The sequence below is a fragment of the Sinorhizobium sp. KGO-5 genome, assembly GCF_036245905.1.
Lineage (GTDB): Bacteria > Pseudomonadota > Alphaproteobacteria > Rhizobiales > Rhizobiaceae > Sinorhizobium > Sinorhizobium meliloti_A.
Map to the genome: position 1 here is coordinate 120,146 of NZ_BDIZ01000008.1, position 22,231 is coordinate 142,376.

22 protein-coding genes and 1 riboswitch are annotated in these 22,231 nt (G+C 64.1%); of the genes, 10 read left to right on the forward strand and 12 right to left on the reverse strand.

Features of this window, described 5'->3' with window-relative positions; genetic code table 11:
- Positions 1 to 43: 43 nt before the first annotated feature.
- The 3 genes from fdxA (at position 44) to BHD07_RS25810 (ending at position 2,654) form a co-directional block, all read left to right on the forward strand.
- Positions 44 to 382, forward strand: a complete 339-nt coding sequence (gene fdxA, locus BHD07_RS25800; protein WP_003535779.1) for a ferredoxin FdxA — start codon at positions 44 to 46, stop codon at positions 380 to 382.
- A gap of 409 nt (positions 383 to 791) precedes the next feature.
- The gene (locus BHD07_RS25805; RefSeq protein WP_003535785.1) at positions 792 to 1,361 is read left to right on the forward strand and encodes a CarD family transcriptional regulator; all 570 of its coding nucleotides are present in this window, start codon (positions 792 to 794) and stop codon (positions 1,359 to 1,361) included.
- Between the two features lie 426 nt (positions 1,362 to 1,787).
- Entirely contained in the window at positions 1,788 to 2,654 is an 867-nt protein-coding gene (locus BHD07_RS25810; RefSeq protein ID WP_018097417.1) for an RNA polymerase factor sigma-32, read from the forward strand.
- A gap of 190 nt (positions 2,655 to 2,844) precedes the next feature.
- Here the strand turns inward: BHD07_RS25810 and BHD07_RS25815 are convergent, their stop codons facing one another.
- From BHD07_RS25815 to thiB, 4 genes are all read right to left on the reverse strand, one after another.
- Entirely contained in the window at positions 2,845 to 4,338 is a 1,494-nt protein-coding gene (locus BHD07_RS25815; protein WP_234819239.1) for a M48 family metalloprotease, read from the reverse strand.
- A 339-nt stretch (positions 4,339 to 4,677) separates the two neighbouring features.
- The gene (thiQ, locus tag BHD07_RS25820) at positions 4,678 to 5,394 is read right to left on the reverse strand and encodes a thiamine ABC transporter ATP-binding protein (RefSeq protein ID WP_100672687.1); all 717 of its coding nucleotides are present in this window, start codon (positions 5,392 to 5,394) and stop codon (positions 4,678 to 4,680) included.
- Positions 5,391 to 7,022 carry a thiamine/thiamine pyrophosphate ABC transporter permease ThiP gene (gene thiP, locus BHD07_RS25825; protein WP_338283707.1) on the reverse strand — a complete coding sequence of 544 codons (1,632 nt, stop codon included), beginning with the start codon at positions 7,020 to 7,022 and terminating at the stop codon, positions 5,391 to 5,393. The genes thiQ and thiP overlap by 4 nt, the downstream gene beginning before the upstream one ends.
- 7 nt (positions 7,023 to 7,029) lie before the next feature.
- Positions 7,030 to 8,058 carry a thiamine ABC transporter substrate binding subunit gene (gene thiB / locus BHD07_RS25830; RefSeq protein ID WP_100672688.1) on the reverse strand — a complete coding sequence of 343 codons (1,029 nt, stop codon included), beginning with the start codon at positions 8,056 to 8,058 and terminating at the stop codon, positions 7,030 to 7,032.
- A 48-nt stretch (positions 8,059 to 8,106) separates the two neighbouring features.
- Positions 8,107 to 8,221, reverse strand: a riboswitch (TPP riboswitch).
- Between the two features lie 133 nt (positions 8,222 to 8,354).
- Here thiB and BHD07_RS25835 point away from each other — a divergent pair.
- The 3 genes from BHD07_RS25835 (at position 8,355) to BHD07_RS25845 (ending at position 11,399) form a co-directional block, all read left to right on the forward strand.
- Entirely contained in the window at positions 8,355 to 8,840 is a 486-nt protein-coding gene (locus tag BHD07_RS25835; RefSeq protein WP_100672689.1) for a GNAT family N-acetyltransferase, read from the forward strand.
- A gap of 77 nt (positions 8,841 to 8,917) precedes the next feature.
- Positions 8,918 to 9,568 (forward strand): thiamine diphosphokinase, encoded by a 651-nt coding sequence (locus BHD07_RS25840; RefSeq protein ID WP_100672690.1) that lies wholly within the window; start codon positions 8,918 to 8,920, stop codon positions 9,566 to 9,568.
- 4 nt (positions 9,569 to 9,572) lie between these two features.
- Complete coding sequence (locus BHD07_RS25845) at positions 9,573 to 11,399, forward strand: ABC-F family ATP-binding cassette domain-containing protein (RefSeq protein WP_338283710.1); 1,827 nt, start codon at positions 9,573 to 9,575, stop codon at positions 11,397 to 11,399.
- Positions 11,400 to 11,447: 48 nt separating this feature from the next.
- Here the strand turns inward: BHD07_RS25845 and BHD07_RS25850 are convergent, their stop codons facing one another.
- The 3 genes from BHD07_RS25850 to rplS form a co-directional block, all read right to left on the reverse strand.
- Complete coding sequence (locus tag BHD07_RS25850; RefSeq protein WP_100672691.1) at positions 11,448 to 12,269, reverse strand: amino acid ABC transporter permease; 822 nt, start codon at positions 12,267 to 12,269, stop codon at positions 11,448 to 11,450.
- Positions 12,270 to 12,336: 67 nt separating this feature from the next.
- Positions 12,337 to 13,146, reverse strand: a complete 810-nt coding sequence (locus BHD07_RS25855; RefSeq protein ID WP_100672692.1) for a basic amino acid ABC transporter substrate-binding protein — start codon at positions 13,144 to 13,146, stop codon at positions 12,337 to 12,339.
- Positions 13,147 to 13,272: 126 nt separating this feature from the next.
- The gene (rplS, locus tag BHD07_RS25860) at positions 13,273 to 13,806 is read right to left on the reverse strand and encodes a 50S ribosomal protein L19 (protein ID WP_003529750.1); all 534 of its coding nucleotides are present in this window, start codon (positions 13,804 to 13,806) and stop codon (positions 13,273 to 13,275) included.
- A gap of 284 nt (positions 13,807 to 14,090) precedes the next feature.
- On the opposite strand from rplS, the gene BHD07_RS25865 reads away from it, so the two are divergent.
- Positions 14,091 to 14,837 (forward strand): sulfite exporter TauE/SafE family protein, encoded by a 747-nt coding sequence (locus tag BHD07_RS25865; protein WP_100672693.1) that lies wholly within the window; start codon positions 14,091 to 14,093, stop codon positions 14,835 to 14,837.
- Here BHD07_RS25865 and trmD read toward each other — a convergent pair.
- The 5 genes from trmD to ffh form a co-directional block, all read right to left on the reverse strand.
- Positions 14,819 to 15,523: a tRNA (guanosine(37)-N1)-methyltransferase TrmD gene (trmD, locus tag BHD07_RS25870; RefSeq protein ID WP_100672694.1), complete on the reverse strand. Its 705-nt coding sequence runs from the start codon at positions 15,521 to 15,523 to the stop codon at positions 14,819 to 14,821. The genes BHD07_RS25865 and trmD overlap by 19 nt on opposite strands.
- A 10-nt stretch (positions 15,524 to 15,533) precedes the next feature.
- On the reverse strand, positions 15,534 to 16,097 hold the full coding sequence (rimM, locus tag BHD07_RS25875) for a ribosome maturation factor RimM (RefSeq protein ID WP_338283712.1): 564 nt from the start codon (positions 16,095 to 16,097) through the stop codon (positions 15,534 to 15,536).
- Positions 16,098 to 16,233: 136 nt separating this feature from the next.
- Positions 16,234 to 16,608, reverse strand: coding sequence for a 30S ribosomal protein S16 (gene rpsP, locus BHD07_RS25880; protein ID WP_018097407.1), 375 nt, complete (start codon positions 16,606 to 16,608; stop codon positions 16,234 to 16,236).
- A gap of 38 nt (positions 16,609 to 16,646) precedes the next feature.
- A complete protein-coding gene (locus tag BHD07_RS25885; RefSeq protein ID WP_003529740.1) occupies positions 16,647 to 16,982 on the reverse strand; it encodes a chorismate mutase in 336 nt (111 codons plus the stop codon).
- Positions 16,983 to 16,994: 12 nt separating this feature from the next.
- Positions 16,995 to 18,527 (reverse strand): signal recognition particle protein, encoded by a 1,533-nt coding sequence (gene ffh / locus BHD07_RS25890; RefSeq protein ID WP_338283713.1) that lies wholly within the window; start codon positions 18,525 to 18,527, stop codon positions 16,995 to 16,997.
- 407 nt (positions 18,528 to 18,934) lie between these two features.
- Here ffh and BHD07_RS25895 point away from each other — a divergent pair, with 407 nt between their 5' ends.
- From BHD07_RS25895 to mtaB, 3 genes are all read left to right on the forward strand, one after another.
- Positions 18,935 to 19,951 (forward strand): MBL fold metallo-hydrolase, encoded by a 1,017-nt coding sequence (locus tag BHD07_RS25895; protein WP_100672697.1) that lies wholly within the window; start codon positions 18,935 to 18,937, stop codon positions 19,949 to 19,951.
- 93 nt (positions 19,952 to 20,044) lie between these two features.
- On the forward strand, positions 20,045 to 20,950 hold the full coding sequence (gene dapF / locus BHD07_RS25900) for a diaminopimelate epimerase (protein ID WP_198516758.1): 906 nt from the start codon (positions 20,045 to 20,047) through the stop codon (positions 20,948 to 20,950).
- Positions 20,947 to 22,221, forward strand: a complete 1,275-nt coding sequence (mtaB, locus tag BHD07_RS25905; RefSeq protein ID WP_100672699.1) for a tRNA (N(6)-L-threonylcarbamoyladenosine(37)-C(2))-methylthiotransferase MtaB — start codon at positions 20,947 to 20,949, stop codon at positions 22,219 to 22,221. Before dapF ends, mtaB begins: the two co-directional genes overlap by 4 nt.
- Positions 22,222 to 22,231 lie beyond the last annotated feature (10 nt).

Genomic DNA, 22,231 nt, shown 5'->3' on the forward strand with positions numbered 1-22,231 from the left:
ATTGCCGTCTGCCATCAAATGTGAGCATTGGCTGGAGTACCTCATGACGTATGTCGTGACCGATAACTGCATTCGCTGCAAGTACACGGACTGCGTTGAAGTCTGCCCGGTGGATTGTTTCTATGAGGGGGAGAACTTCCTCGTCATCCATCCGGATGAATGCATCGACTGCGGCGTATGCGAGCCGGAATGTCCCGCGGGTGCAATCAAGCCGGATACCGAGCCGGGGCTCGATATGTGGTTGAAACTGAACGCGGAATTTTCCACGCAGTGGCCGAACATCACCGTTAAGCGCGACCCGCTGCCGGAGGCCAAGGAGATGGATGGGGTAGAAGAAAAATACGAGAAGTATTTTTCTTCCGAACCGGGACAGGGCGACTGAGACGGGCTTCGGCCGCTCGGTTCGTCGATGCTGACGGACGACAGATGGCGAGGCCGGAAAGCTGGGGAAATCCCGCCGGCACTTCGCGCTTGCGAGCGCGGCGACTTGATCGTTGCCGTGCAGCAAATTATTGATTTCCGCTCTTTTTTGTGATAGTTTTCACGCACTGATCCACAGAGGGTGCTTTTGCGCGCCCGAAAACCAGCACGAAAGCAAACGATCTCCACCGCGCGGCACTTTTGAGATATGCAACGGCCCGTTGCTTGTGACTGCGCCCTAAGAGCTTGTTTGCGTTTCGTTGGAGGACCAGGTGGACCCACCCGGCGGTACCCCCGTCTATCCCGGGCCTGACTGACCCGGCCCCGGCCCCTGTGAAGGCCGGGTGCGCACTAGGGAGTGTTTGAAACGAATGACCACCCAGCAGAAGAAATCTTCAACGCGCCAAGGCTTCAAGACCGGTGAATCGATCGTTTACCCGGCCCATGGCGTTGGCCAGATCGTCGCGATTGAGGAGCAGGAAGTCGCGGGCATGAAGCTCGAACTCTTTGTCATCGACTTCGAGAAGGACAAGATGCGTCTCAAGGTGCCGGTGGCGAAGGCCGTGGGCATCGGCATGCGCAAGCTGTCCGAAACCGATTTCGTCGACCGCGCGTTGAAGGTCGTGCAGGGCAAGGCGCGCGTGAAGCGGACCATGTGGTCGCGCCGCGCTCAGGAATACGATGCCAAGATCAATTCCGGCGATCTTATTTCCATCGCGGAAGTCGTACGCGACCTCTATCGCGCCGAGAACCAGCCGGAACAGTCCTATTCCGAGCGCCAGCTCTATGAAGCCGCGCTTGACCGGATGGCGCGCGAAATCGCGGCCGTGAACAGGATGTCGGAAACGGAGGCCGTTCGCCTCGTCGAGGCCAATCTCAACAAAGGCCCGAAGCGCGGCAAGGCTATCGAAGAAGACGACGCACAGGACGAAGCCGCTTAAGCGCTCCTTGCGTCGATCAACCAGATCAGCCCGGCCATCAAAAAGGCCGGGCTTTTTTGTTGCCGTATATTCCCGGAAGCTGAGCGCCCGATGGCGCAAGAAGGCGAGAGACTGGGGGCGGCGAAGCCGCGTTACAATCGTTGGGGCGTACAGCGGCGGTATCCACAATCAAAAATCGCTGTCGCCCGCGGAACTTTTCGCGCCCGCGCACGTTTAACACTCCCGGCAGGGAGGTCTTCGCCTGTGCTGCCGAGCGATCTTGGCCCCGTGATTTCCTCACGCCTCAGGTTCGTATTCTTCCATCTAGGGCGCCCTGTCATTTCGTCAACCAGCGCCATCCGTCCCGTTGCCGAACGCAGCAAGAGAGCGCTCGGCGTTTGGAGTTCAATCGTGAAATGGCGCTCGCCGCCAGCTACGGAGCAATCGATGAAGACCCTCACAGCAGACAGGCGTATGATCAAGATTGCCATGGAAGCGCCCTATCTCGAGCGGGACGAGGAACATGCGCTCGCACAGGCCTGGCGGAACGATAACGACCAGGAGGCGCGCAACAAGATCGCAATGTCGCACATGCGTCTGGTGATTTCGATGGCGGCGAAGTTCCGCAGTTTCGGGCTGCCCATGGGAGATCTCGTGCAGGAGGGGCATATAGGGCTCCTGGAGGCCGCAGCGCGTTTCGAGCCGAGCCGGGAGGTGCGTTTCTCGACCTATGCGACCTGGTGGATCCGCGCATCGATGCAGGATTACGTGCTGCGCAACTGGTCGATCGTACGCGGCGGCACCAGTTCGGCGCAGAAGGCGCTGTTTTTCAATCTGCGCCGGTTGCGCGCGAGGCTCGCCCAGGGGGACAGACAATTGACCTCTCAGGCGATGCACGAGGAGATAGCCGCGGCGCTCGGTGTCAGCCTTGCCGACGTGCAGACAATGGATGCGCGCCTTTCCGGAAACGACGCGTCGCTGCAGGCGCCGATCGGCGGCGGCGACCCGGATGCCGGCGCCCGGCTGGATTTCCTGGCGAGCGAAGCACCTCTGCCCGACGAACAGGTGAGCGATCTGATCGACGGCGAGCGCGCCCGCCGATGGCTGCAGATCGCGCTCGGAGAACTCAGCGAACGTGAAATGAAGATCATTCGCGCCCGCCGCCTGACGGAGGATGGCGCCACGCTGGAGGAACTCGGCGTCGCGCTTGGAATATCGAAGGAACGGGTGCGGCAGATCGAAACGCGCGCGCTCGAAAAGCTTCGTGCGGCGCTCACCGCCAAGGCGCCCGCACTGACGGCGGCGATGCATTGAAGCGCGATGCTTCGGAACGCCATTTGCCCCTCATCCGCCTGCCGGCGCCTTCTCCCCGTAAACGGGCCCGGGGGACGAGCCTCGGCCTCGCCAATGCTCAATTGAGCGACTGAGAGGCGAAACGGCGACGTGAGTCCTCTTCTCCCCGCGAGCGGGGAGAAGGCCGCGGCTGCGGCGCCGTTACGCCGCCTCACTCCGAAATGATCTTCACCTTGTCGCCGGGTCTGACCGTCGATGTGATCTGCATCGCATTGATCAGCCGGAAAAGGTCGAGCTTGCGGTCCGTACCCATCATGCGGGCCGCAAGGGTCGCGATCGTATCGCCGGACCTGACCGTGACCACCCGAATGCGCAGCGGCTTCAACGACTGGACCTCGCCGGACGTCATGCGGCGGAAGGAGGTTCGCAACTGGTTTGCCGTCGGCTCGAGTGCGCTCGAGCCTTTCGGAACGGCCGTCAGGAAGCGGTAGATGCGCTCGCCGAACCTGATCACCGTGACGTCGAAATCCCAGCGGTCGGCCGATGCGCGCGCCGTTGCGGCCTCGAGGCCGTTGACGGTGATCGGGCGGATCGTATCGGGCTTGAGGCCCGTGACCCAGCCGCTGGCGATGTAGTCGGTGAGGCTGCGCCGGCTCGTATCGGCGATGCCGTCGAAACGAATGGCGACCTCGCCCGGGCCGGTGGCAAGCACCGCCTCGGCCTTGTTGTCGATCTGGAAGCCGGTGGGCACGTCGAAGCGTATGCCGAGCTGGCCGTGCAGGAAGGTCTGTCCGCGGACATAGCCCTCCTGCGGGCTGTCGCCATAGAGGATACCGTCGATGCCGGCGAGATAATAGTCGCGCCCGCGATCGCCGCTCGTCCCCTCGGGGCCGAAGGCACGGGCATGCCGGCGCGCGAGATCGACGCGTTGCGGCGCGTTGGGGTGGCTCGACAGGAAGTCGAGGCTCTGGTCCGCCTCCGGATCGACCGCGCTGAAGCGGCTATAGGCGGCCATGGAATCGAGGAAGCGCGCCGCCGAATAGGGGTCGTATCCCGCCTCGCCCAGCATGCGGACGCCGATCACGTCGGCCTGCAGTTCCTGATTGCGCGAGAAGGCGGCAAGGCGCAGCTTGCCGCGGGCAAGCGCCTGCTTGCCGGCAAGATCGGAGGAGAGCACCTCGGAGACGACGCGGCTGGCGATCACCTCCGCCTCCTCGCGCTGCTGCCGCTGGATGCCGTGATTGGCCGTCACATGCGCCATCTCGTGCGAGAGCACGGCGGCCACTTCCGCGGCGTCGTTGGCGAGCGCCAGCAGACCGCGCGTCACGTAGAGATAGCCGCCCGGAAGCGCGAAAGCGTTGATTGCCGGCGAGTTGAGAATGGTGATGCGGTAGGATTGCTGCGGGTTTTCCGAAACCGCCGTCAGGGCGCCGGTGATCCGGGCGACCAGCCGCTCGGTCTTGGCGTCGCGGTATTCTCCGCCGTAGCTCGCCACGATGCGCGGATGCTCGCGCGCACCGAGCTGGGCCCGCGGGTCGTTCTTCTGCACTTCCTCGACGATCTGCGGATTCGAAGATGGCGAAACGGTGGGCTCGTAGGTCTGCTCGATGACGGATTGGCAGCCAGCCATCAGCGTCGTGGCACCCAATGCGACCAGCGCTCGTGCGCGCACGGCTCCATGCCGCCGCGGAAACCAGCCATTCATGACTGCCTGCCTTATCATGCCTCAGCCCGTCCCCATCCGCCGGCGCGACCCGCGGCTCGAAGCCATTCATCGCAATCGGCGAAAAGTCCTACTTTTTCAGCCGGATGCGGCGCACCGGCGCGGGTGTTTCAGCCAGGATTCTGCTGTATCCGATTTCAGCGCCGCCTGCCTAGCCGACCCCAGTAGAAATAGTTGCCCCGTGGTATCGCAGCAACGGATGCGCGAATTTTGCGAGATACCCGCTGGTGTCTCCCGCGCCTCGCACGGCGCGGCGGTCAAATTGTGGCGTCCGGCGAATTTAGTTCGTCCGGCGTCGGATCGGTCGCCGCGAACAGGTCGTCATCCCTCCTTGCCGAGGAACCGGTTGATGGCCGTGATGTCGCGGCGCCCGAGAAACCGATCGACCTCATCATGGGCGACAATCCGGCCCCGGTCGAGGAAAAGAACGCTGTCGGCGAGCGCCCTCACGTCATCGGGATGATGCGTGATCATCAGTATCGTGTTGCCTTCCTCCTCGTGCAGATCGCTGATGAGTGTCCGCATCTCGGCGCGCATGCCGGGGTCGAGCGCAGCGAAAGGCTCGTCGAGCAGGAGGATCGGGCGGTGCCGCACGAAGGCGCGCGCGAGCGCGACCCTCTGGCGTTCGCCGCCTGAAAGCGTCGGCGGCAGCCGCTTGCCAAAACCGGCGAGCCCGACACGGGCCAGTGCGTCCTCCACTTTCATGCGGTCGGCCGCGTCCAGTCGCAGCGCCGGGCTGATGCCGAAGCCGACATTGGTTGCGGCGTCGAGATGTGCGAAGAGGTTATGTTCCTGAAATATGATCGATACCGGCCGTTCCGCCGGCGGGCGACCGGTCATTTCCTCGCCGAAGATGCGGACTTCCCCGCGCTCCGGTTGCTCGAAGCCGGCGATGACGTTGAAGAGCGTCGACTTGCCCGAGCCGGAGGCGCCGGCCACGGCGACGATCCGCTCCGCGGGAACCGTGCAGTCGAAGGCGAGCGTCGTTGTTTCGAAGCTTATCTCGATGCCCTTTACGGCGAGAGCGGTGGAACTCATGTGTATTTACCCTCCGGCCGCCTCTCCTCTCCCGCCGTGCCGAGCACCGTCAGGACAAGGCAGAGAAGGCCGAGAACCAGCGCCAGTCCGGCCGCATCCGCGGTGCGATAGCTGCCCATCCGGCTATAGAGCAGATAAGGGAGGGTTACCATGTCCTCGGAGCCGAAAAGAGCGACGGCTCCCAGATCGCCGAGCGAGAGGGCCATGGCAAAGGAAAAGGCGACGAAGAGAGGTTTGCGCAGACCCGGCCAGTCGATCCACAGCAGGCGGTGGAAGCCCCCGATGCCGAGGCTCGCGGCAAGGCGCGCGGTGCGAGCGGCATGCGTCGCCATGGCCGGCGCCAGCACCCGGTGAACGAAGGGAAGCGCCATCAGCGCATTGATGGCGACGACGACGGCCGGCGCGAAACGGGCGACGTCCCCGAACGGCCTCAGGAGCAGGAACCATCCGGCGCCGAGCACGACGGGAGGCACGAGCAGTATGAAGGAGGTGCTTGCGCCGATCCCTCCGGCAAAGAGGCGAGCCGCCGGCCCCGGGCGCCGGCGCGCCAGCGCGAGGCGTTCGGTACGGATCATCAGCGCCGCGATGATTACCGAAATCGCGGCGGAGACAAGGGCGATCGTCGCGCTCATGGCGAGCGCCCGATGGAATGCCGGCTCGCTCACGAGACGGACGAGGTCGGCCTTCGATCCGCTATAGGCGATGGCCGCAAAGGGCAGGCCGATGAGGATGACGGCGAGTACCAGCCAGATACGGTCGGCAAGCCGCGACAGACCGCTCGCGCCGTCGAAACGCCGGATGGCCCTGCCGCTCGTCTCTCCCTCCAGCGGCGCCGGCGCGATCAATTTCAAGACGAGAAGCAGCGCTCCGGTAAGGGCGACCTGAAGTGCCGAAAGGGCGATCGCCCGCGGCGGATCGAAGTCGAAGCGCAGCGCCTGGTAGATCGCCACTTCGAGCGTGCTCGCGGCCGGCCCCCCGCCAAGCGTCAGCACGAGCGTGAAGCTGGTGGCGCAGAGCATGAAGATGAGCCCGGCGATGCCGGGAAGCAATCCACGGATCACCGGCCACTCGATGAAGCGAAAGGTGGCGAAGGAACCCATGCCGAGATTGGCGCAGCTGCGCCAGTATTCGGCCGGAATGCGCTCGATGCCGGCAAGCATCAAGCGTGCGGCGAGCGGCATGTTGAAGAAGACATGGGCAATGAGAATGCCGGAGAGGCCATAGATGCTGACCGGCTGCTCCAACCCGCCTGCCGAAAGCACCCTGTTCAAGAGCCCCTGCCGGCCCCAGATTTCGATCAGCCCGAGTGCGGCGACGATCGCCGGCAGGCCGAGTGGCAGCGCCAGAAGCCGCAGCACCCAGATGCGGCCGGGGAACGAAGCCTGGCGGGCAAGTGCCCGGGCCACGGGTATGGCGAAAAGGATGGCAAGAAGCGTCGAGAGGCTGGCCTGCAGCAGCGTGAAGCGTGTGATGCGCCAGATATAGGCATCGAAAAGCGGACCGGCGCCGGCGCTGCCGGCCGACTGGGCAAGCAGTGCCGCGCCGGCGAGGCCGACGAAAAGCAGGATGCCGCCGAAGGCGAAGGCCCCGGCGGCGATTGTCATCTTGCTTTCCTTCGTGCCGGACAATCCGGCCTCAGTTCCGGCTCATGGCGGCCAGCCATTCGTCGACCCAGGCCTTGCGGTTGGCGGCGACCTCCTCGGAGGGAATGAGGAGCGTCTTTTGCGGGTCGACGAGCTTGCTGAAGGCTTCCGGCAGTGGCTCCTTGGTTGCGGTCACCGGCATCATCCAGTTGGTCGTCGGGATGATCGACTGGAATTCCGGACCGATCATGAAGGTCAGGAAGTTTCGGGCGAGTTCCGGGTCCTTCGCGTTCTTCGTCAATGCGGCGACTTCGATCTGGATATAGTGGCCTTCGGCGAAGGAGGCCGCCTGGTAGCGCTCGGTGTTCTCCGCCACCATGTGATAGGCGGGCGAGGTGGTGTAGGAGAGAACCATCGGGGCCTCGCCCTTCGTGAAGAGACCATAGGCTTCCGACCAGCCCGGCGTGACCGTCAGCACGCGGTCCTTGAGCTTCGCCCAGGCCTGGCCGGCCTGGTCGCCATAGACCGACTTCACCCACAGCAGGAGGCCGAGGCCGGGGGTTGAGGTCCGGGGGTCCTCGATGACGATCTTCTGCGACGGATCGCCCTCGACCAGTTCCTTGAGGCTCTTCGGTGGATCCTTCAGCGTCTCGGTGTCGTAGACGACGGCGAAATGGCCGTAGTCATACGGTATGAAGGTGTCGTCGGAGAAGCCGCCCGGGACCTTGACGGAAGCGGTATCGGCGCCGTGTTGCGCGAAGAAGCCGGTCGCCTTCGCCTCCGCCACCAGATTGGTGTCGAGACCGAGTACGATGTCGGCCTTGGATGCCTGACCTTCGAGCTTCAGCCGCGTCAGGAGTTCGACCCCGTCGGCAACCCCTACATAGTCGACCTTGCAGTCGCAGGTCTTCTCGAACGCTTCCGCCACCTTGGCGCCCGGCCCCCATTCGGTGATGAAGCTCTCATAGGTATAGACCGTCAGGGTTTTTTCCGCGGCCGCCGCGCTCACGGAAAATACCGCGATCGAAGCTGCGGCGATCGCAAGCCGGCCAAGGATTTTTCGATGGAGTGAACTGGACATTCTGGCACCTCTCCCTTTGTTGTTGCTGCAATGGGAAAAGCGCGTATCGGTCCGATCGCTTCTAATCCCTCCGCCGGTATGAGCCGGATCAGGTTCCGCGGGTTGGCTCGAAGCCTCTCAGCCACGGTCGCAAAAGCCGACCAGGGCACCCCGTTAGAGCAGCAAGAGATTTAGCTTCCGGCGACGGCTTAGGCAAGCTGAGTTTCAGCAGGGACGTTTGCCGTCCGCGTCAGCCGCGCTATTAAAAGTCAAACAATTACCGGCGCCGTTTGTTCGCCGAAAGCGGAGACAATTTCATGCCAGACATGCTCGTCCGCCTCTATGCCTTGCCCGAGGGCCGCCCATCGCGTCTCGACCCCGACATCCGCATCCGCCGGGCGCTTGCGGCCGAGCGGCGGGCCGTCATTCCCTGGATCGAGGAGCGCTTCGGGGCCGGGTGGGCCGGCGAGGCCGAAACCGCCTTCTCCTCGACGCCGACGCGCATCCATATCGCTCACCATCGGGATCGGATCGTGGGCTTCGCCTGCCATGACGTAACCGCGCTCGGCTTCTTCGGTCCGACCGGAGTCGACGCGACCATGCGCGGCAAGGGCATCGGCGAGGCCCTGCTCGTCGAAAGCCTGCTATCCATGCGCGCCGCCGGCTATGCCTATGCGATCATCGGCGGCGTCGGCCCTGCCGAATTCTATGCTCGCGCGGTGGGTGCGGTGGAGATCGCCGGGTCGACGCCCGGCATCTACAACGGCATGCTCTTTCCCGGGGATCCGGCGTCCGGAACCTGATCCGCGCAGCATGCGTTCGCAAAACAGCAGCCGGAGCCCTTTTCCTTCGCCGCTGCTTTGCGCTATGGGCTTCTGCCATGACCCGATCACCCTTCACCATCCTGCTCGGCGGCGCGCTGACGCCGACAGACCGGCTTGCTCGACAGCTCGAAGGCAGCCGCTTCGTCGCCGCCGACGGCGGCATGCGCCATGCAAGGACGCTGGGAATCGTTCCCGATCTCTGGGTCGGCGATTTCGATTCCACCGATGAGGCGCTTCTGGCGGAGTTTGCCGGCGTCCCGCGTGAACGCCATCCAGCAGCCAAGAACGCGACCGACGGGGAAATCGCCGTCGAGGCAGCCCTCGAGCGTGGCGCGACCTCGCTCGTCTTCGCGGGGGGACTCGGCGGCGCGCGCAGCGATCACGCTTTCCTGCATCTCCTCGGTACAGTCGCGCTTGCCCAGAGCGGCGTTTCGGCGATGATGACCTCCGGCGAGGAGGAGGCCTATCCGCTGCTGCCCGGCTCGCAGGAGATCGAGCTGCCGAAAGGCAGCCTCTTCTCGATCCTCGGCTTTGCGGACCTTGACGGTCTTTCGATCGAGAACGTGCGCTATCCGCTGAAGGATTTTCATTTGCCCTTCGGCTCGTCGCGCACCATTTCGAACATCGCGGATGGCACGGTCCGCTTGACCCTGAAATCCGGCCGGGCCGTCATTCTCGCCCGCCCCTATGATCTTTCCGGAGCCTGATGCCTTGGCGCCTCCCATCCTGAAGCTTGACGACATTCTACTGACCTTCGGCGGCACGCCGCTGCTTGCGGGTGCGGGCCTGCAGGTCGAGCCCGGCGATCGCATCTGCCTCGTTGGCCGCAATGGTTCGGGCAAATCGACGCTGATGAAGATCACCGCCGGGCTTGCAGAACCCCAGTCGGGCGAGATCTTCCGGCATCCATCGGTGACGATCCGCTATCTGCACCAGGCGCCCGATTTCGACGGCTTCGATACGGTTCAGGCCTATGCCGAAGCCGGCCTCGGGCCAGGCGACGATCCCTACCGGGTCGCCTACCTGCTGCAGCATCTGGGGCTGACCGGGGAGGAAGAGCCGACGCGCCTTTCCGGCGGCGAGGCGCGTCGTGCCGCCCTTGCCCGTGTGCTTGCGCCGGAGCCCGATATTCTGCTTCTCGACGAGCCGACGAACCATCTCGATCTGCCGACGATCGAATGGCTGGAAGACGAGCTCGTCCGCAGCCGTTCGGCGCTGGTACTGATCTCGCACGACCGGCGCTTTCTCGAAAAGGTATCGACTGCGACCGTCTGGCTGGACCGCGGCCAATCGCGCCGCCTCGATCGCGGCTTCGCGCATTTCGAGGCTTGGCGCGACGAGGTGCTGGAGGCGGAAGAGCTCGAGCAGCACAAGCTCGGTAAGGCGATCGAGCGCGAAGAGCACTGGCTGCGCTACGGCGTGACCGCCAGGCGCAAGCGCAACATGCGTCGGCTCGGGGAGCTGCAGGACATGCGGGCCCGCCATCGCGGGCACAAGGGGCCGCAGGGTACGGTCCAGGCCACCGTTGCCGACGCCAGGGAATCGGGCAAGCTCGTCATCGAGGCGGAAAAGATCACCAAGGCCTATGGCGATCGCACGATCGTCGCGCCGTTCTCGATCCGTGTCCACCGCGGCGACCGCATCGGCCTCGTCGGGCCGAACGGTGCCGGCAAGACGACGCTGCTGAAGCTCCTGACCGGTCAGCTCGCGCCGGACACGGGCAGCGTCAAGCTAGGCACCAATTTGGAGATCGCCACGCTCGACCAGAAACGCGAGGAACTGAACCTCGACGAGACGCTGGCGCATTATCTGACCGACGGGCGCGGCGAGACCCTCCTCGTCAATGGCGAGCAGCGCCATGTCACCGGCTACATGAAGGAATTCCTCTTCCAGCCGGAGCAGGCGCGAACGCCCATCCGCGATCTGTCCGGCGGCGAACGCGCGCGTCTCATGCTCGCCCGCATCCTGGCACGCCCGACCAACCTCCTGATCCTCGACGAACCGACCAACGATCTCGATATCGAGACGCTGGATCTGCTGCAGGAGATCGTTGCCGGATTTTCCGGAACGGTGATCCTGGTCAGCCACGACCGCGATTTCCTCGACCGGACCGTGACCTCGACCATCGCGCCGGCCAACCCGGAGGCGCCCGATGGTCGCTGGATCGAATATGCCGGCGGCTATTCCGACATGATGGCGCAGCGCCGCGGCGCACTCGAGGAAAGGCGCCGGAGCGAAAAAGCCGAAAAGGCCAGATCGAGCGGCGCCTCCCCCTTACCGAGCGAACCTCAGAAGGCGAAAGGCAAGCTCTCCTTCAAGCAGAAATTCGCACTCGAGAACCTGCCGAAGGAGATTGCCAGATCGGAGGCGGAGATCGCGAAGCGAGAAGAGAAGATGGCGGATCCCGACCTATTCTCGCGCGACCCGAACGGCTTTGCCAAGCTCGCCGCCGAGCTCGAGAAGCTCAGGACGGACCTCACGCGCATGGAAGAGGAATGGCTCGAACTGGAAATGCTGCGCGAGGAAATCGAGGGCTGAGCGGGCGGAACTGTGACGGCAGCGTTGGGGGTGCAGTACCCCTTCTGCCTACCGGACTTGCGACCGCCTCAACCGCCGCTCGACCGCCCGAAGGGCCAGCGACAGTCCTATCGTCAGCACGAGATAGACATAGGCGACGATGGAATAGGTCTCGAAGAAGCGGAAGGAGCCTGAGGCATAGACCTTGCCCATCTGGGTGATGTCGGCGACGCCGAGCACCGAGACGAGGGAGGAATCCTTGACCATCGCCACGAAGTCGTTGCCGAGCGGCGGCAGGATGACGCGGATCGCCTGCGGAAAGACGACGAGGCGAAAGCGCTGGTAGCGGGAGAGCCCGAGCGCCTTTGCCGCCTCCACCTGGCCCTTGTCGACCGACTGGATGCCGGCGCGGAAGACTTCGGCGATGAAGGCCGAATAGCCGATCATCAGCGCCATGATCGCCCGCCACATCAGCGACACGTCGCGAACGGCGAACGGCTCGATCCAGCCCGCCGAAATCAACGGCGCCGACAGGAAATTCGCGATCGTCACTAGCGCAGGCGCGCCGACGAAGGCGATATAGAACAGCAACACGAGGATCGGTACGCCGCGGATGACTTCCGTGTAGAAGCGCGCGATCTGACGCAGGACCACGTGCTCGGAAAGCGCCATCAGGGCCACGCCGAGGCCGAGCACCGTTGCGAGCACGAATCCGACGAGAGTGACGAAAACGGTGACGCCCAAACCCTTCAGGACGACGGTGAACACCTGCGTGAAGATATCATTGGCGGCGATGACCACGGCCAGTGCCGCAGCGATCACGAGAAGGGCGATAAGCCACCAAGGATAATCGCCCTTCCCGGAAGTGTCGGATGATTGGATCGGCGTCATTGCAATTCCAATAAGGGGAAGCGGGACATGGGCGGAAAGCCGCCCATGTGTTTATCCCGTTCCGCGGTCAGCCGCCCATCTTGTAGTCGAGGAACCACTTCTTGTTGAGCGCGTCGAAGGTGCCGTCCTCCTTGAGCGCCTTTATGGCGGCATTGACCGGCGCCACGAGTTCCGATCCCTTCGGGAAGATGAAGCCGAAATCCTCGGTGCCGAGCGGCTCGCCGACCACCTTGAGCTGGCCCTCGGAGGATTCGACATAACCTCTGGCCGCGACACTGTCGGTCAAAACCAGATCGACGTCGCCGGCCTTCAGCGCCTGCACCGTCGCACCGAAGGTTTCGAACAGCTTGATGCGCGGGTTCTGCTCGTTGCCGTCGAGAACCTCGTAGACGGCCGTGTAGAAAGGCGAAGTGCCGGGCTGGGCGCCGACCAGACCGCTTTCGAGCGCTGCGAAGCTCTTGGCGTCGTCGAACCGGGTCTCGTCGCCGCGCACCAGCATGAACTGCTGCGAGCGCATATAGGGATCCGAAAAATCGACCTTCTCCTTGCGGTCGTCCTTGATGGTGATTCCGGTCATGCCGATCTGGTATTGACTGTCGGAAACCGCCTGGATCATCGCGTCCCAGCTCGTGTTCTGATACTCGACCTTGAAATTCAAGCGCTTGGCGATTTCGTTCATCGCGTCATATTCCCAACCGATGGCCTGGCCGGATTTCGGATCGACGAACTGCAGCGGCGGGTAGGCGTTCTCCGTCACCACGACAACCGTCTTGCCACCGAGGTCGGGCAGGTCGCTGGCGAAAACGGGCGCCGGGACTGCGAATGGAACGGCAAGAACTGCGGCAATGCCCGCAAGCACGCGGCGAAGAATTGTCATTGAGGAACTCCCAGATTGTGGCGACAGAAAATGTCATAAAATCTATGGGGAACACAAGCGGCCGATAACCAAAAAGAAAGGCGGCCCGAGGGCCGCCTTTCCGCACAACTCTGAAGAGTTGAAAACTTATTCTGCTGCAGCTTCCGCCGCCTTTGCTTCTTCCGCCGCCTTTGCCTCAGCGGCTTCGGCTGCTGCCTTCTCGGCGGCCAGAGCCTGGGCGGCTGCCACCTTTTCAGCCTCGATGCGTGCCTTCTCCTCGACAACGGCCTGACGCTCGGCGTCGTTCAGCTTGCGGGCGCGGGTGCCGGTGTTCTCGACGATACGAGCCGACTTGCCGCGGCGGTCGCGCAGATAGTAGAGCTTGGCGCGGCGCACCTTACCGCGGCGAACCACGTCGACGCTCTCGACGAGCGGGGAGTAGACGGGGAATACGCGCTCGACGCCTTCACCGTAGGAAATCTTGCGAACGGTGAAGCTCTCGTTGATGCCGCCGCCTGAGCGGGCGATGCAGACGCCTTCGTAAGCCTGTACGCGGGTGCGGTTGCCTTCGACAACGCGGACATTGACGCGGACGGTGTCTCCCGGGGAGAATTCGGGAAGGGTGCGCTTTGCGGCGATCTTGGCGGCCTGTTCGGCTTCCAGCTGCTGGATGATGTTCATCGGTCTAACCTTTGCGTTTTTCTGAAACAGCCAGAGCGCTCTCTATCGGCCTGTCGGACTTTCCTTCAGGCCTTGCCGCATTTGCGGCAGGAGCGTATTCGCCATTCTTTGTTGACGGTCGACGGGCAAGGAACCCGAACCGGGCCGGCACATACACCATATGACCGGCCTTGTCATCCCCGAAAGCGGATTTTGTCGCGCGCGCTTCAAGAATGCCCCTCCCCACGGACTTGCGGTCGACCGCGCCACCGGCTATCCCGATTCACACGTTTCGGGAGAAAGCCATGACGTTGCTCCAGGCCTTTTTGCTCTTCGTCGCCGGCTTCCTGTCCGGCGTCGTCAATGCCATTGCCGGTGGCGGCACCTTCCTGACTTTCGGAGCGATGACCCTTGGCGGGCTCCCGCCGATCGTCGCCAACGCGACCTCGTCCATCATCCAGTTCCCCGGCTATATCACGTCGACGCTTGCCTATGCCAAGGAGATCCGCGCCGACCGGAAGAACGCCATCGTCCTTGGCATCATTTCGGCGATCGGCGGGCTCGCCGGCGCCCTCCTGCTTCTGTCGCTCTCCAATCCGGCCTTCCGTGCGATGGTGCCCTGGTTGCTGATCGCGGCAACGGCGATCTTCGCCGCCGGCCCCCTCCTGAAGCCGAAGGCGCGCAGTGACGAGCATCGCATCGGACCGCTGGGCGTTGCGAGCCAGCTGGCGACCTCCGTCTATGGCGGCTTTTTCGGCGCCGGCATGGGCATCATGATGCTCGCCGTGCTCGGACTTGCCACCGGCGGCGGCTATCACCGGCTGAATGCACTCAAGAACTTCATCTCCATCGTCATCGCCGCAATCGCCATCGTGGTTTTCGCTGCGGGCGGCGTCGTCTCCTGGCTGCATGCGGCAATCATGGTGCCGGGCGCAGCGCTTGGCGGCTACATGGGCGTCTGGGCGGCACGACGCGTTCCGCAGGCGGTCATCCGAGCCGTGGTGGTGGCGGTGGGTCTGTTGCTCGCGGCCTATTATTTCTTCACGGGCTGAGCCGGATCACGCTCCAGAAGATCCGGCCGGCGTTCCGCCGTCAGCCGGCGCGCCGCCGCTTCCCGCCATTGCGCAATGGCCGCGTGGTTGCCGGAGGTGAGGACGGCCGGGATTTCGTGACCTTCGAAGATCTGGGGACGCGTGTAGTGGGGGTGTTCGAGGAGCCCTCCCTCGAAGCTCTCGTGGACGCCTGACAGCTGATTGCCCATCACGCCCGGCAGGATACGCACCACGGCGTCGAGCAGAACGAGCGCTGCCGGCTCGCCGCCGGAAAGAATGTAGTCGCCGATCGAGACTTCCTCGAGTCCACGCGTGTCGATGACCCGCTGGTCGACGCCCTCGAAACGTCCGCAAACGATGACAGCGCCGGGACAGGCGGCCAGCGCCCGCACCCGTTCCTGTGTCAGCGGCCGTCCGCGCGGACTCATCAGAAGCCGCGGCCGCCCGTCGTCTGCAGCGACATGATCGATGGCGCGGGCAAGAACGTCGGGCTTCAATACCATTCCGGCACCGCCGCCCGCCGGCGTATCGTCGACGGTGCGGTGCTTGTCACCGGCAAAGTCGCGAATCTGCACGGCCTCCATCGACCAGTCTCCGCGCTCCAGCGCCTTTCCGGCGAGCGAAACGCCAAGGTGCCCCGGAAACATCTCCGGATAGAGCGTCAGGACGGTCGCGCGAAAGGGCATTGCCGTGAGCTCACTTGCGCTTGGTCGGAAAGGGCCTGCCGGGCCCGCTCTTCTCGTCGTCGACGAGCCCGGCGGCGGTCGGGTCGATGACGAGCTTGCCCGCTTCGAGATCGATTTCGAGTACCGACCATTCCGTGAAGGGAATAAGCACCGGCCTGAGGCCCGGGCCTTTCAGTTCGAGGAGATCGCCAGCGCCGAAATCGAAGACGCCGGTCACCGAACCATAGCTCTTTCCGGTGCGATCGACCGCTTCCAGGCCCTCGAGGTCTGCGTAGAAGAATTCGTCCTCGTCGAGATCGTCGTCGGGGAGATTGTCGCGCTCGATGAAGAGTTCGAGACCGTTGAGCGCTTCGGCAGCAGTCCGATCGTTGATGCCCCGAAACCGCACGACGACGACGTTCTTGGCCTCGCGGATTTCAAGCACCTCGAAGACGCGGCCATCCTCGCTGTGGAGCTTGCCATAGTCGCCGAGTGCAGCCGGATCGTCGGTGAAGGACTTTACCCGCACCTCGCCGCGCAGCCCTTGCGCCGCGCCGATCGTCGCCATCAGGACAGGGTTCTTCAGCTGTGTCATCGTCGGGCATCCAGGGTGAACTTGCTGCATGTTTCCCGAACCACATCGGGATCAAAACATGCGATTTTCCGGTGCACATAAAGCAAAACGGGCGGCATGGAAATGCCGCCCGTTCTCAATGCCATTCCGCCGGAAATTATTCCGCGGCAGCTTCCGCAGCCGCGGCGGCTGCTTCTTCCGCCTTCTGCTTGGCTTCAGCGGCACGTTCCTGTGCCTTCTTGCCGGGCAGCGCCTTGGTCGGGTTGTTGCGGGCCGGACGCTTGGCAAGGCCGGCCTGGTCGAGGAAGCGCATGACGCGGTCGGTCGGCTGGGCGCCCTGGGCGATCCAGTGCTGAACGCGCTCGGCGTTCAGTTCGATGCGCTTTTCGTCGTCCTTGGCAAGCATCGGGTTCCAGGAGCCGAGCTTTTCGAGGAAGCGGCCGTCACGCGGGCTGCGCGCGTCGGCAACGACGATCTGGTAGTAGGGACGCTTCTTGGAACCGCCGCGGGCGAGACGAATTTTCAGTGCCATTTCAATTTACTCCTTGCAGGCTTTCTTGACCGCTTGACTCAAGCGGAATGGGTGGTGCCGGCGCTGCCCGCGTTCTGCGAGCAATCGGCGGCGATGGCTTCATGATGCCGGATGACTTCCTTGATGATGAAGTTCAGGAACTTCTCGGCGAAATCCGGATCCAGATTGGCGTCTTTCGCCAGGTGGCGGAGGCGTTCGATCTGGTATTCTTCGCGCGCCGGATCGGCCGGCGGCAGCTGGTGCTTGGCCTTGAGCACGCCAACCGCCTTGGTGCAGCGGAAGCGTTCGGCCAGCATGTGGACGAGCGCGGCATCGATATTGTCGATCGACTGCCGGTAGCTCGCCAATTCCTCTTTGATCTCGGGATCAAGCATTCGTCGCGATCCTCACTTCTTCTTCGGTAGGCCGGGGAAACCGCCGCCCAGACCGGGCAAACCACCGCCAAGGCCAGGCAGGCCGCCGCCGGGCTTGCCGAGACCCGCGGCTTGGGCCTGCTTCTGCAGGGCCTCGAGCTGCTTCGGATCCATTTTCGAAAGATCGGGCATTCCGCCGCCCAGGCCGCCGAGACCCATCTTGCCGGCGAGGCCGCCCATCATCTGCTTCATCATGCCGCCTTTGCCCTTGCCGCCCATCATCTTCATCATGTCCGCCATCTGGCGGTGCATTTTCAGAAGCTTGTTGATGTCGGAGGCATCGGTGCCGGAGCCGCTGGCGATGCGCTTCTTGCGCGAATGCTTGAGAATATCGGGATTGGCGCGCTCCGCCCTGGTCATCGAGGAGATGATCGCGAGCTGGCGCTTGAAGAGCGAGTCATCCAGGCCGGCGGCGGACATCTTGTCCTTCATGCCGGCCATGCCGGGCATCAGACCCATGATGCCGCCCATGCCGCCCATCTTCTGCATCTGCTGCAGCTGATCGGCGAGGTCGTTGAGGTCGAACTTGCCCTTGGCCATCTTGGCGGCCATGGCGGCCGCCTTTTCGGCGTCGATGTTCTCCGCCGCCTTTTCGACGAGCGAGACGATGTCGCCCATGCCGAGGATGCGGTCGGCGACGCGGCGCGGATGGAACTCCTCGAGTTCGTCCATCTTCTCGCCGACGCCGATGAGCTTGATCGGCTTGCCCGTGACGGCGCGCATGGAGAGCGCCGCACCGCCGCGGCCGTCGCCGTCCATGCGAGTGAGCACCAGGCCGGTGATGCCGACGCGTTCGTCGAAGTTGCGGGCGAGGTTGACGGCGTCCTGTCCGGTCAGCGCATCGGCGACCAGCAGGATCTCATGCGGGTTGGATTTCCGCTTGATCTCCGCCATCTCGATCATCAGCGGCTCGTCGATATGGGTGCGGCCTGCGGTGTCGAGGATGACGATGTCGTGGCCGCCGAGCTTGGCCGCCTGCACGGCGCGCGCAGCGATATCGGTCGGCGACTGGCCGGCGATGATCGGAAGCGTATCGACGCCGGTCTGTACGCCGAGCTGGCGCAACTGTTCCTGCGCGGCCGGGCGGCGGGTATCGAGCGAGGCCATCAGGACCTTCTTCTTGTCCCGCGCGGTCAGCCGCTTGGCGATCTTGCCGGTCGTCGTCGTCTTGCCCGAGCCCTGCAGGCCGACCATCATGATGACGACCGGAGCCGCCGCATTGAGATCGATCGTGACGCCCTCGGAGCCGAGCATCGCTATGAGCTCGTCATGAACGATCTTGACGACCATTTGGCCGGGCTTGATCGACTTTACGATTTCGGCGCCGACCGCCTTTTCGCGAACCTTCTCCGTGAAGGACCGCACCACATCGAGCGCCACGTCCGCTTCGAGCAGCGCACGGCGAACCTCCCGAAGCGCTGCGGAAACATCGGCTTCCGACAGGGCGCCGCGGCCGGTCAGTCCATTCAATATGGAACCAAGACGGTCCTGGAGGCTCTCGAACATATTCTCTTCCTTCTTGTCTCCGGATTGCGATAGATCGGCTCGTCCGGAAACGTGGGTCCCTTCGCGCGGAAAACAAGGCGCAAAGCCAAAAACCACCCGAGGGCGCAGCGCGCTGTCGGGTGTTGACCTCCGGGCTCTCTTTATACCTTTGCGGGGCCCGGTCGGTGGCTTCGGAAGTCATCACTTGCGAAGGAATTCGCCGCGATAAACAGGAAACCGGGAGAAAAGTCAAGGATCGACCGCGGAGACGCTGCGCTCGGGCTCCACCTATGATCCCACACGCGAGCAGGACCACCACCTCCGTCCGGTCGCATCATCAGGCAATTGTCGGCCGCTCCTGCCCGAGCCCTGTGATCCGGCGGCAAATGCGCCTATTTCTCTGCAGGTGTCCCTCAACCGAGGCAGCGATGAAGAAAAGCGGCAATCCCTACTATAGCGGGCCCGTTTCGGACCACTTCGACGGCATTCGCTTCTACAATCCGGGCGGCACACCGCCGCGCGGCTTCGCCGACCTCCTGCGTTGGCAGTCCGGCGGCGGACGCGAGCAATGGCCGCGCCACTACGACAGCCCCTTTCCGCAGGCGAGGCCGGATATCAGTGTCGATGGCGAGCGGCTGCGCGTCACCATGGTCGGTCACGCAACGCTGCTGATCCAGGTCGCGGACCTCAACATCCTGACCGACCCGGTCTGGTCGCATCGCGCCAGCCCCTTTACGTTTGCCGGACCCCGCCGCCGCAACCCGCCAGGCATTCTCATGGACGACCTGCCGCGGATCGATATCGTGCTCGTCACCCATAACCACTACGACCACCTCGATCTCGCCACGCTCGGCTCGCTCCACACCAAGCACGCGCCGCATCTCGTAACGCCGCTCGGCAACGACACGATCATTCGCCGCGCCGTCGCGGGTGCCGAGATTTCCGTCGTCGACTGGGGCGACCGGCTCGACCTCGGTGATGGCGTCGTCATTCATGCGGAGCCATGCCACCATTGGTCGGCTCGCCGCTCGAACGACCGGCGCATGGCGCTCTGGGCCGCCTTCGTCATCGAGACGCCGGCCGGCAAGATCTATCATGTCGGCGACACAGGTTTTCACGACGGCATCAATTATCGTGCGGCGCGCGAAAAACACGGATGCTTCCGCCTCGCCAACCTGCCCTTCGGCAGCTACGAGCCACGCTGGTTCATGGCCTCTCAGCACCAGAATCCGGAAGAGGCGGTCCTGGGCATGGTCGCCTGCGGCGCCGAATACGCGGCGGGTCACCATTGGGGCACCTTCCGGTTGACCAACGAGGGGGTCGAGGAGCCGCTCCGGGCGCTGGCGACTGCGCTCGCCAAGCACGGTATCGATCAAAACCGTTTCCGGGCGTTGCGACCGGGGGAAGTCTTCGACGTCCCTCTCCCGCCGACGGCACGGGAATGACGCCAGCACTGGTAATTTCCGGGCTTTTCCGCCATATACAGCGCGAATGAAGGGCGCCTCCGAAGCGGGGGCCAGCGTTTGGACAGTCGCGACATGGCCGATCAGGTGCAATTTGCCAGGATGAACGGGCTTGGAAACAAGATCCTGGTGGTCGACATGCGCGGGCGCAAGGACCGCGTGACGCCGCAGGCGGCGATCGCGCTCAATGCCGACCCGGCGACCGAGTTCGACCAGATCATGGCAATTCATGACCCGAAGTCTGCCGGGACCGATGCCTGGATCGACATCGTCAATTCCGACGGGTCGATGGCCCAGGCCTGCGGCAACGGCACCCGCTGCGTCGTCCAGGCGCTTGCGGCCGAGACCGGCAGGAAAGCCTTCCTCTTCCATACGGTCGCGGGCCTTCTCGAAGCCAAGGAACACGACGACGGCACGATCTCGGTCGATATGGGCAAGCCCCGTTTCGGCTGGGACCAGATCCCGCTCGCGGAGGAATTCCACGACACGCGGCGCATCGAGCTGCAGATCGGGCCGATCGATGCGCCCGTGCTGCACTCTCCCTCGGTCGCCTCCATGGGCAATCCGCATGCGATCTTCTGGGTCGAGAACGATGTGTGGAGCTACGAGCTCGACCGGTTCGGACCACTCCTCGAGAACCATCCGATCTTCCCCGAGCGCGCCAATATCTCCATCGCGCGCATCCGCTCCCGCCAGGAGATGGACCTGCGGACCTGGGAGCGCGGCGCCGGCCTGACGCTTGCCTGCGGCTCGGCCGCCTGTGCCGCCGCCGTCAGCGGTGCGAGAACCGGCCGGACGGAGCGGATGGTTACCGTGAACGTGCCCGGCGGTCCGCTCAAGATCGAATGGCGCGAGCGCGACGACCACGTCATCATGACGGGGCCGGCCGAATGGGAATGGTCCGGCACCGTCGATCCCGTCACCGGCATCTTTGCACGCAATGAGCCGGAGAGCGGCGACAACGGAGCGAGAGCCCTTTGAGCGGGGTCGAGGTCATAACCTTCGGCTGCCGGCTAAACACCTATGAGTCGGAAGTGATGCGGGCGGAGGCCGAAAAGGCGGGGCTGAACAACGCCATCCTCGTCAATACCTGCGCCGTCACCGCCGAGGCCGTGCGCCAGGCCCGACAGGCGATCCGCCGGGCGCGGCGCGAAAATCCGCACGCCCGTATCATCGTCACCGGCTGCGCCGCCCAGACCGAGAAGGAAACCTTCGCCGAAATGGCGGAGGTGGACGCGGTGCTCGGCAACGAGGAGAAGCTCGCCAGCGCCTCCTATCGCGCGCTGCCGGATTTCGGCGTCTCGGCCGAAGAGAAACTCCGTGTCAACGACATCATGAGCGTGCGCGCCACCGCGCCGCAGATGGTGAAGCACATAGACGGGCACGTGCGCGCCTTCATCCAGGTGCAGAACGGCTGCGACCACCGCTGCACCTTCTGCATCATTCCCTATGGCCGCGGCAATTCGCGCTCCGTGCCGATGGGCGCCGTCGTCGACCAGGCGAGACGCCTTGCCGAAAGCGGCTATCGCGAGATCGTTCTGACCGGGGTCGACGCCACGAGCTACGGCGCCGATCTGCCCGGAACGCCGACCCTCGGGCTTCTCGGGAAGACCCTGCTGAAACAGGTGCCGGAAATCCTCCGCCTGCGGCTTTCCTCCATCGACAGCATCGAGGCGGACGGCCACCTCCTCGACCTCATCGCCGAGGAGCCGCGCTTCATGCCGCATCTGCATCTTTCGCTGCAGCACGGAGACGACCTGATCCTGAAGCGCATGAAGCGGCGGCATTCGAGCGCCGATGCGCGCGCCTTCTGCGACGAGGTCCGGCGCCTGCGCCCCGCGATCAGCTTAGGTGCGGACATGATCGCCGGATTTCCGACCGAGACCGAGCCGATGTTCGAGAACGCCATGCGGCTCGCCGAGGATTGCGGCATCGCGCATCTTCACGTCTTCCCCTATAGCCCGCGCCCCGGCACCCCGGCCGCCCGCATGCCGCAACTCGACCGCGCGCTTGTCAAGGAGCGTGCCGCGCGCCTGCGTGCGAAGGGGGCGGAGCTTCATGCGGGCCACCTCGAGGGCATGATCGGCAGCAGCCAGACGATCCTTGTGGAAATGAACGGTCTGGCCCATACGGAAAACTTCACGCTCGTAGATGCGGCCGGCCTTGAGCCGCGGTCGCTTGTGACGGTCGGAATCACCGGCCACAATGGCAAGCATCTGACGATCGAGCGCAAACAGATGGCTGCGGCCTGACAGCGGACAT

Bases quoted from the DNA above. Each gene is read 5' to 3' on its own strand.
- BHD07_RS25865 (WP_100672693.1), top strand. From the start codon at position 14,091: ATGACGTTGCTCCAGGCCTTTTTGCTCTTCGTCGCCGGCTTCCTGTCC.
- rpsP (WP_018097407.1), bottom strand. From the start codon at position 16,608: ATGGCACTGAAAATTCGTCTCGCCCGCGGCGGTTCCAAGAAGCGTCCC.
- BHD07_RS25815 (WP_234819239.1), bottom strand. From the start codon at position 4,338: ATGAATGGCTGGTTTCCGCGGCGGCATGGAGCCGTGCGCGCACGAGCG.
- rplS (WP_003529750.1), bottom strand. From the start codon at position 13,806: ATGAACATCATCCAGCAGCTGGAAGCCGAACAGGCCGCCAAGATCGCC.
- BHD07_RS25855 (WP_100672692.1), bottom strand. From the start codon at position 13,146: ATGACAATTCTTCGCCGCGTGCTTGCGGGCATTGCCGCAGTTCTTGCC.
- fdxA (WP_003535779.1), top strand. From the start codon at position 44: ATGACGTATGTCGTGACCGATAACTGCATTCGCTGCAAGTACACGGAC.
- BHD07_RS25835 (WP_100672689.1), top strand. From the start codon at position 8,355: ATGCCAGACATGCTCGTCCGCCTCTATGCCTTGCCCGAGGGCCGCCCA.
- BHD07_RS25850 (WP_100672691.1), bottom strand. From the start codon at position 12,269: ATGACGCCGATCCAATCATCCGACACTTCCGGGAAGGGCGATTATCCT.
- BHD07_RS25810 (WP_018097417.1), top strand. From the start codon at position 1,788: ATGAAGACCCTCACAGCAGACAGGCGTATGATCAAGATTGCCATGGAA.
- thiB (WP_100672688.1), bottom strand. From the start codon at position 8,058: ATGTCCAGTTCACTCCATCGAAAAATCCTTGGCCGGCTTGCGATCGCC.
- BHD07_RS25885 (WP_003529740.1), bottom strand. From the start codon at position 16,982: ATGCTTGATCCCGAGATCAAAGAGGAATTGGCGAGCTACCGGCAGTCG.
- dapF (WP_198516758.1), top strand. From the start codon at position 20,045: ATGGCCGATCAGGTGCAATTTGCCAGGATGAACGGGCTTGGAAACAAG.
- BHD07_RS25895 (WP_100672697.1), top strand. From the start codon at position 18,935: ATGAAGAAAAGCGGCAATCCCTACTATAGCGGGCCCGTTTCGGACCAC.
- thiQ (WP_100672687.1), bottom strand. From the start codon at position 5,394: ATGAGTTCCACCGCTCTCGCCGTAAAGGGCATCGAGATAAGCTTCGAA.
- trmD (WP_100672694.1), bottom strand. From the start codon at position 15,523: ATGCCCTTTCGCGCGACCGTCCTGACGCTCTATCCGGAGATGTTTCCG.
- BHD07_RS25840 (WP_100672690.1), top strand. From the start codon at position 8,918: ATGACCCGATCACCCTTCACCATCCTGCTCGGCGGCGCGCTGACGCCG.
- rimM (WP_338283712.1), bottom strand. From the start codon at position 16,097: ATGACACAGCTGAAGAACCCTGTCCTGATGGCGACGATCGGCGCGGCG.
- BHD07_RS25805 (WP_003535785.1), top strand. From the start codon at position 792: ATGACCACCCAGCAGAAGAAATCTTCAACGCGCCAAGGCTTCAAGACC.
- ffh (WP_338283713.1), bottom strand. From the start codon at position 18,527: ATGTTCGAGAGCCTCCAGGACCGTCTTGGTTCCATATTGAATGGACTG.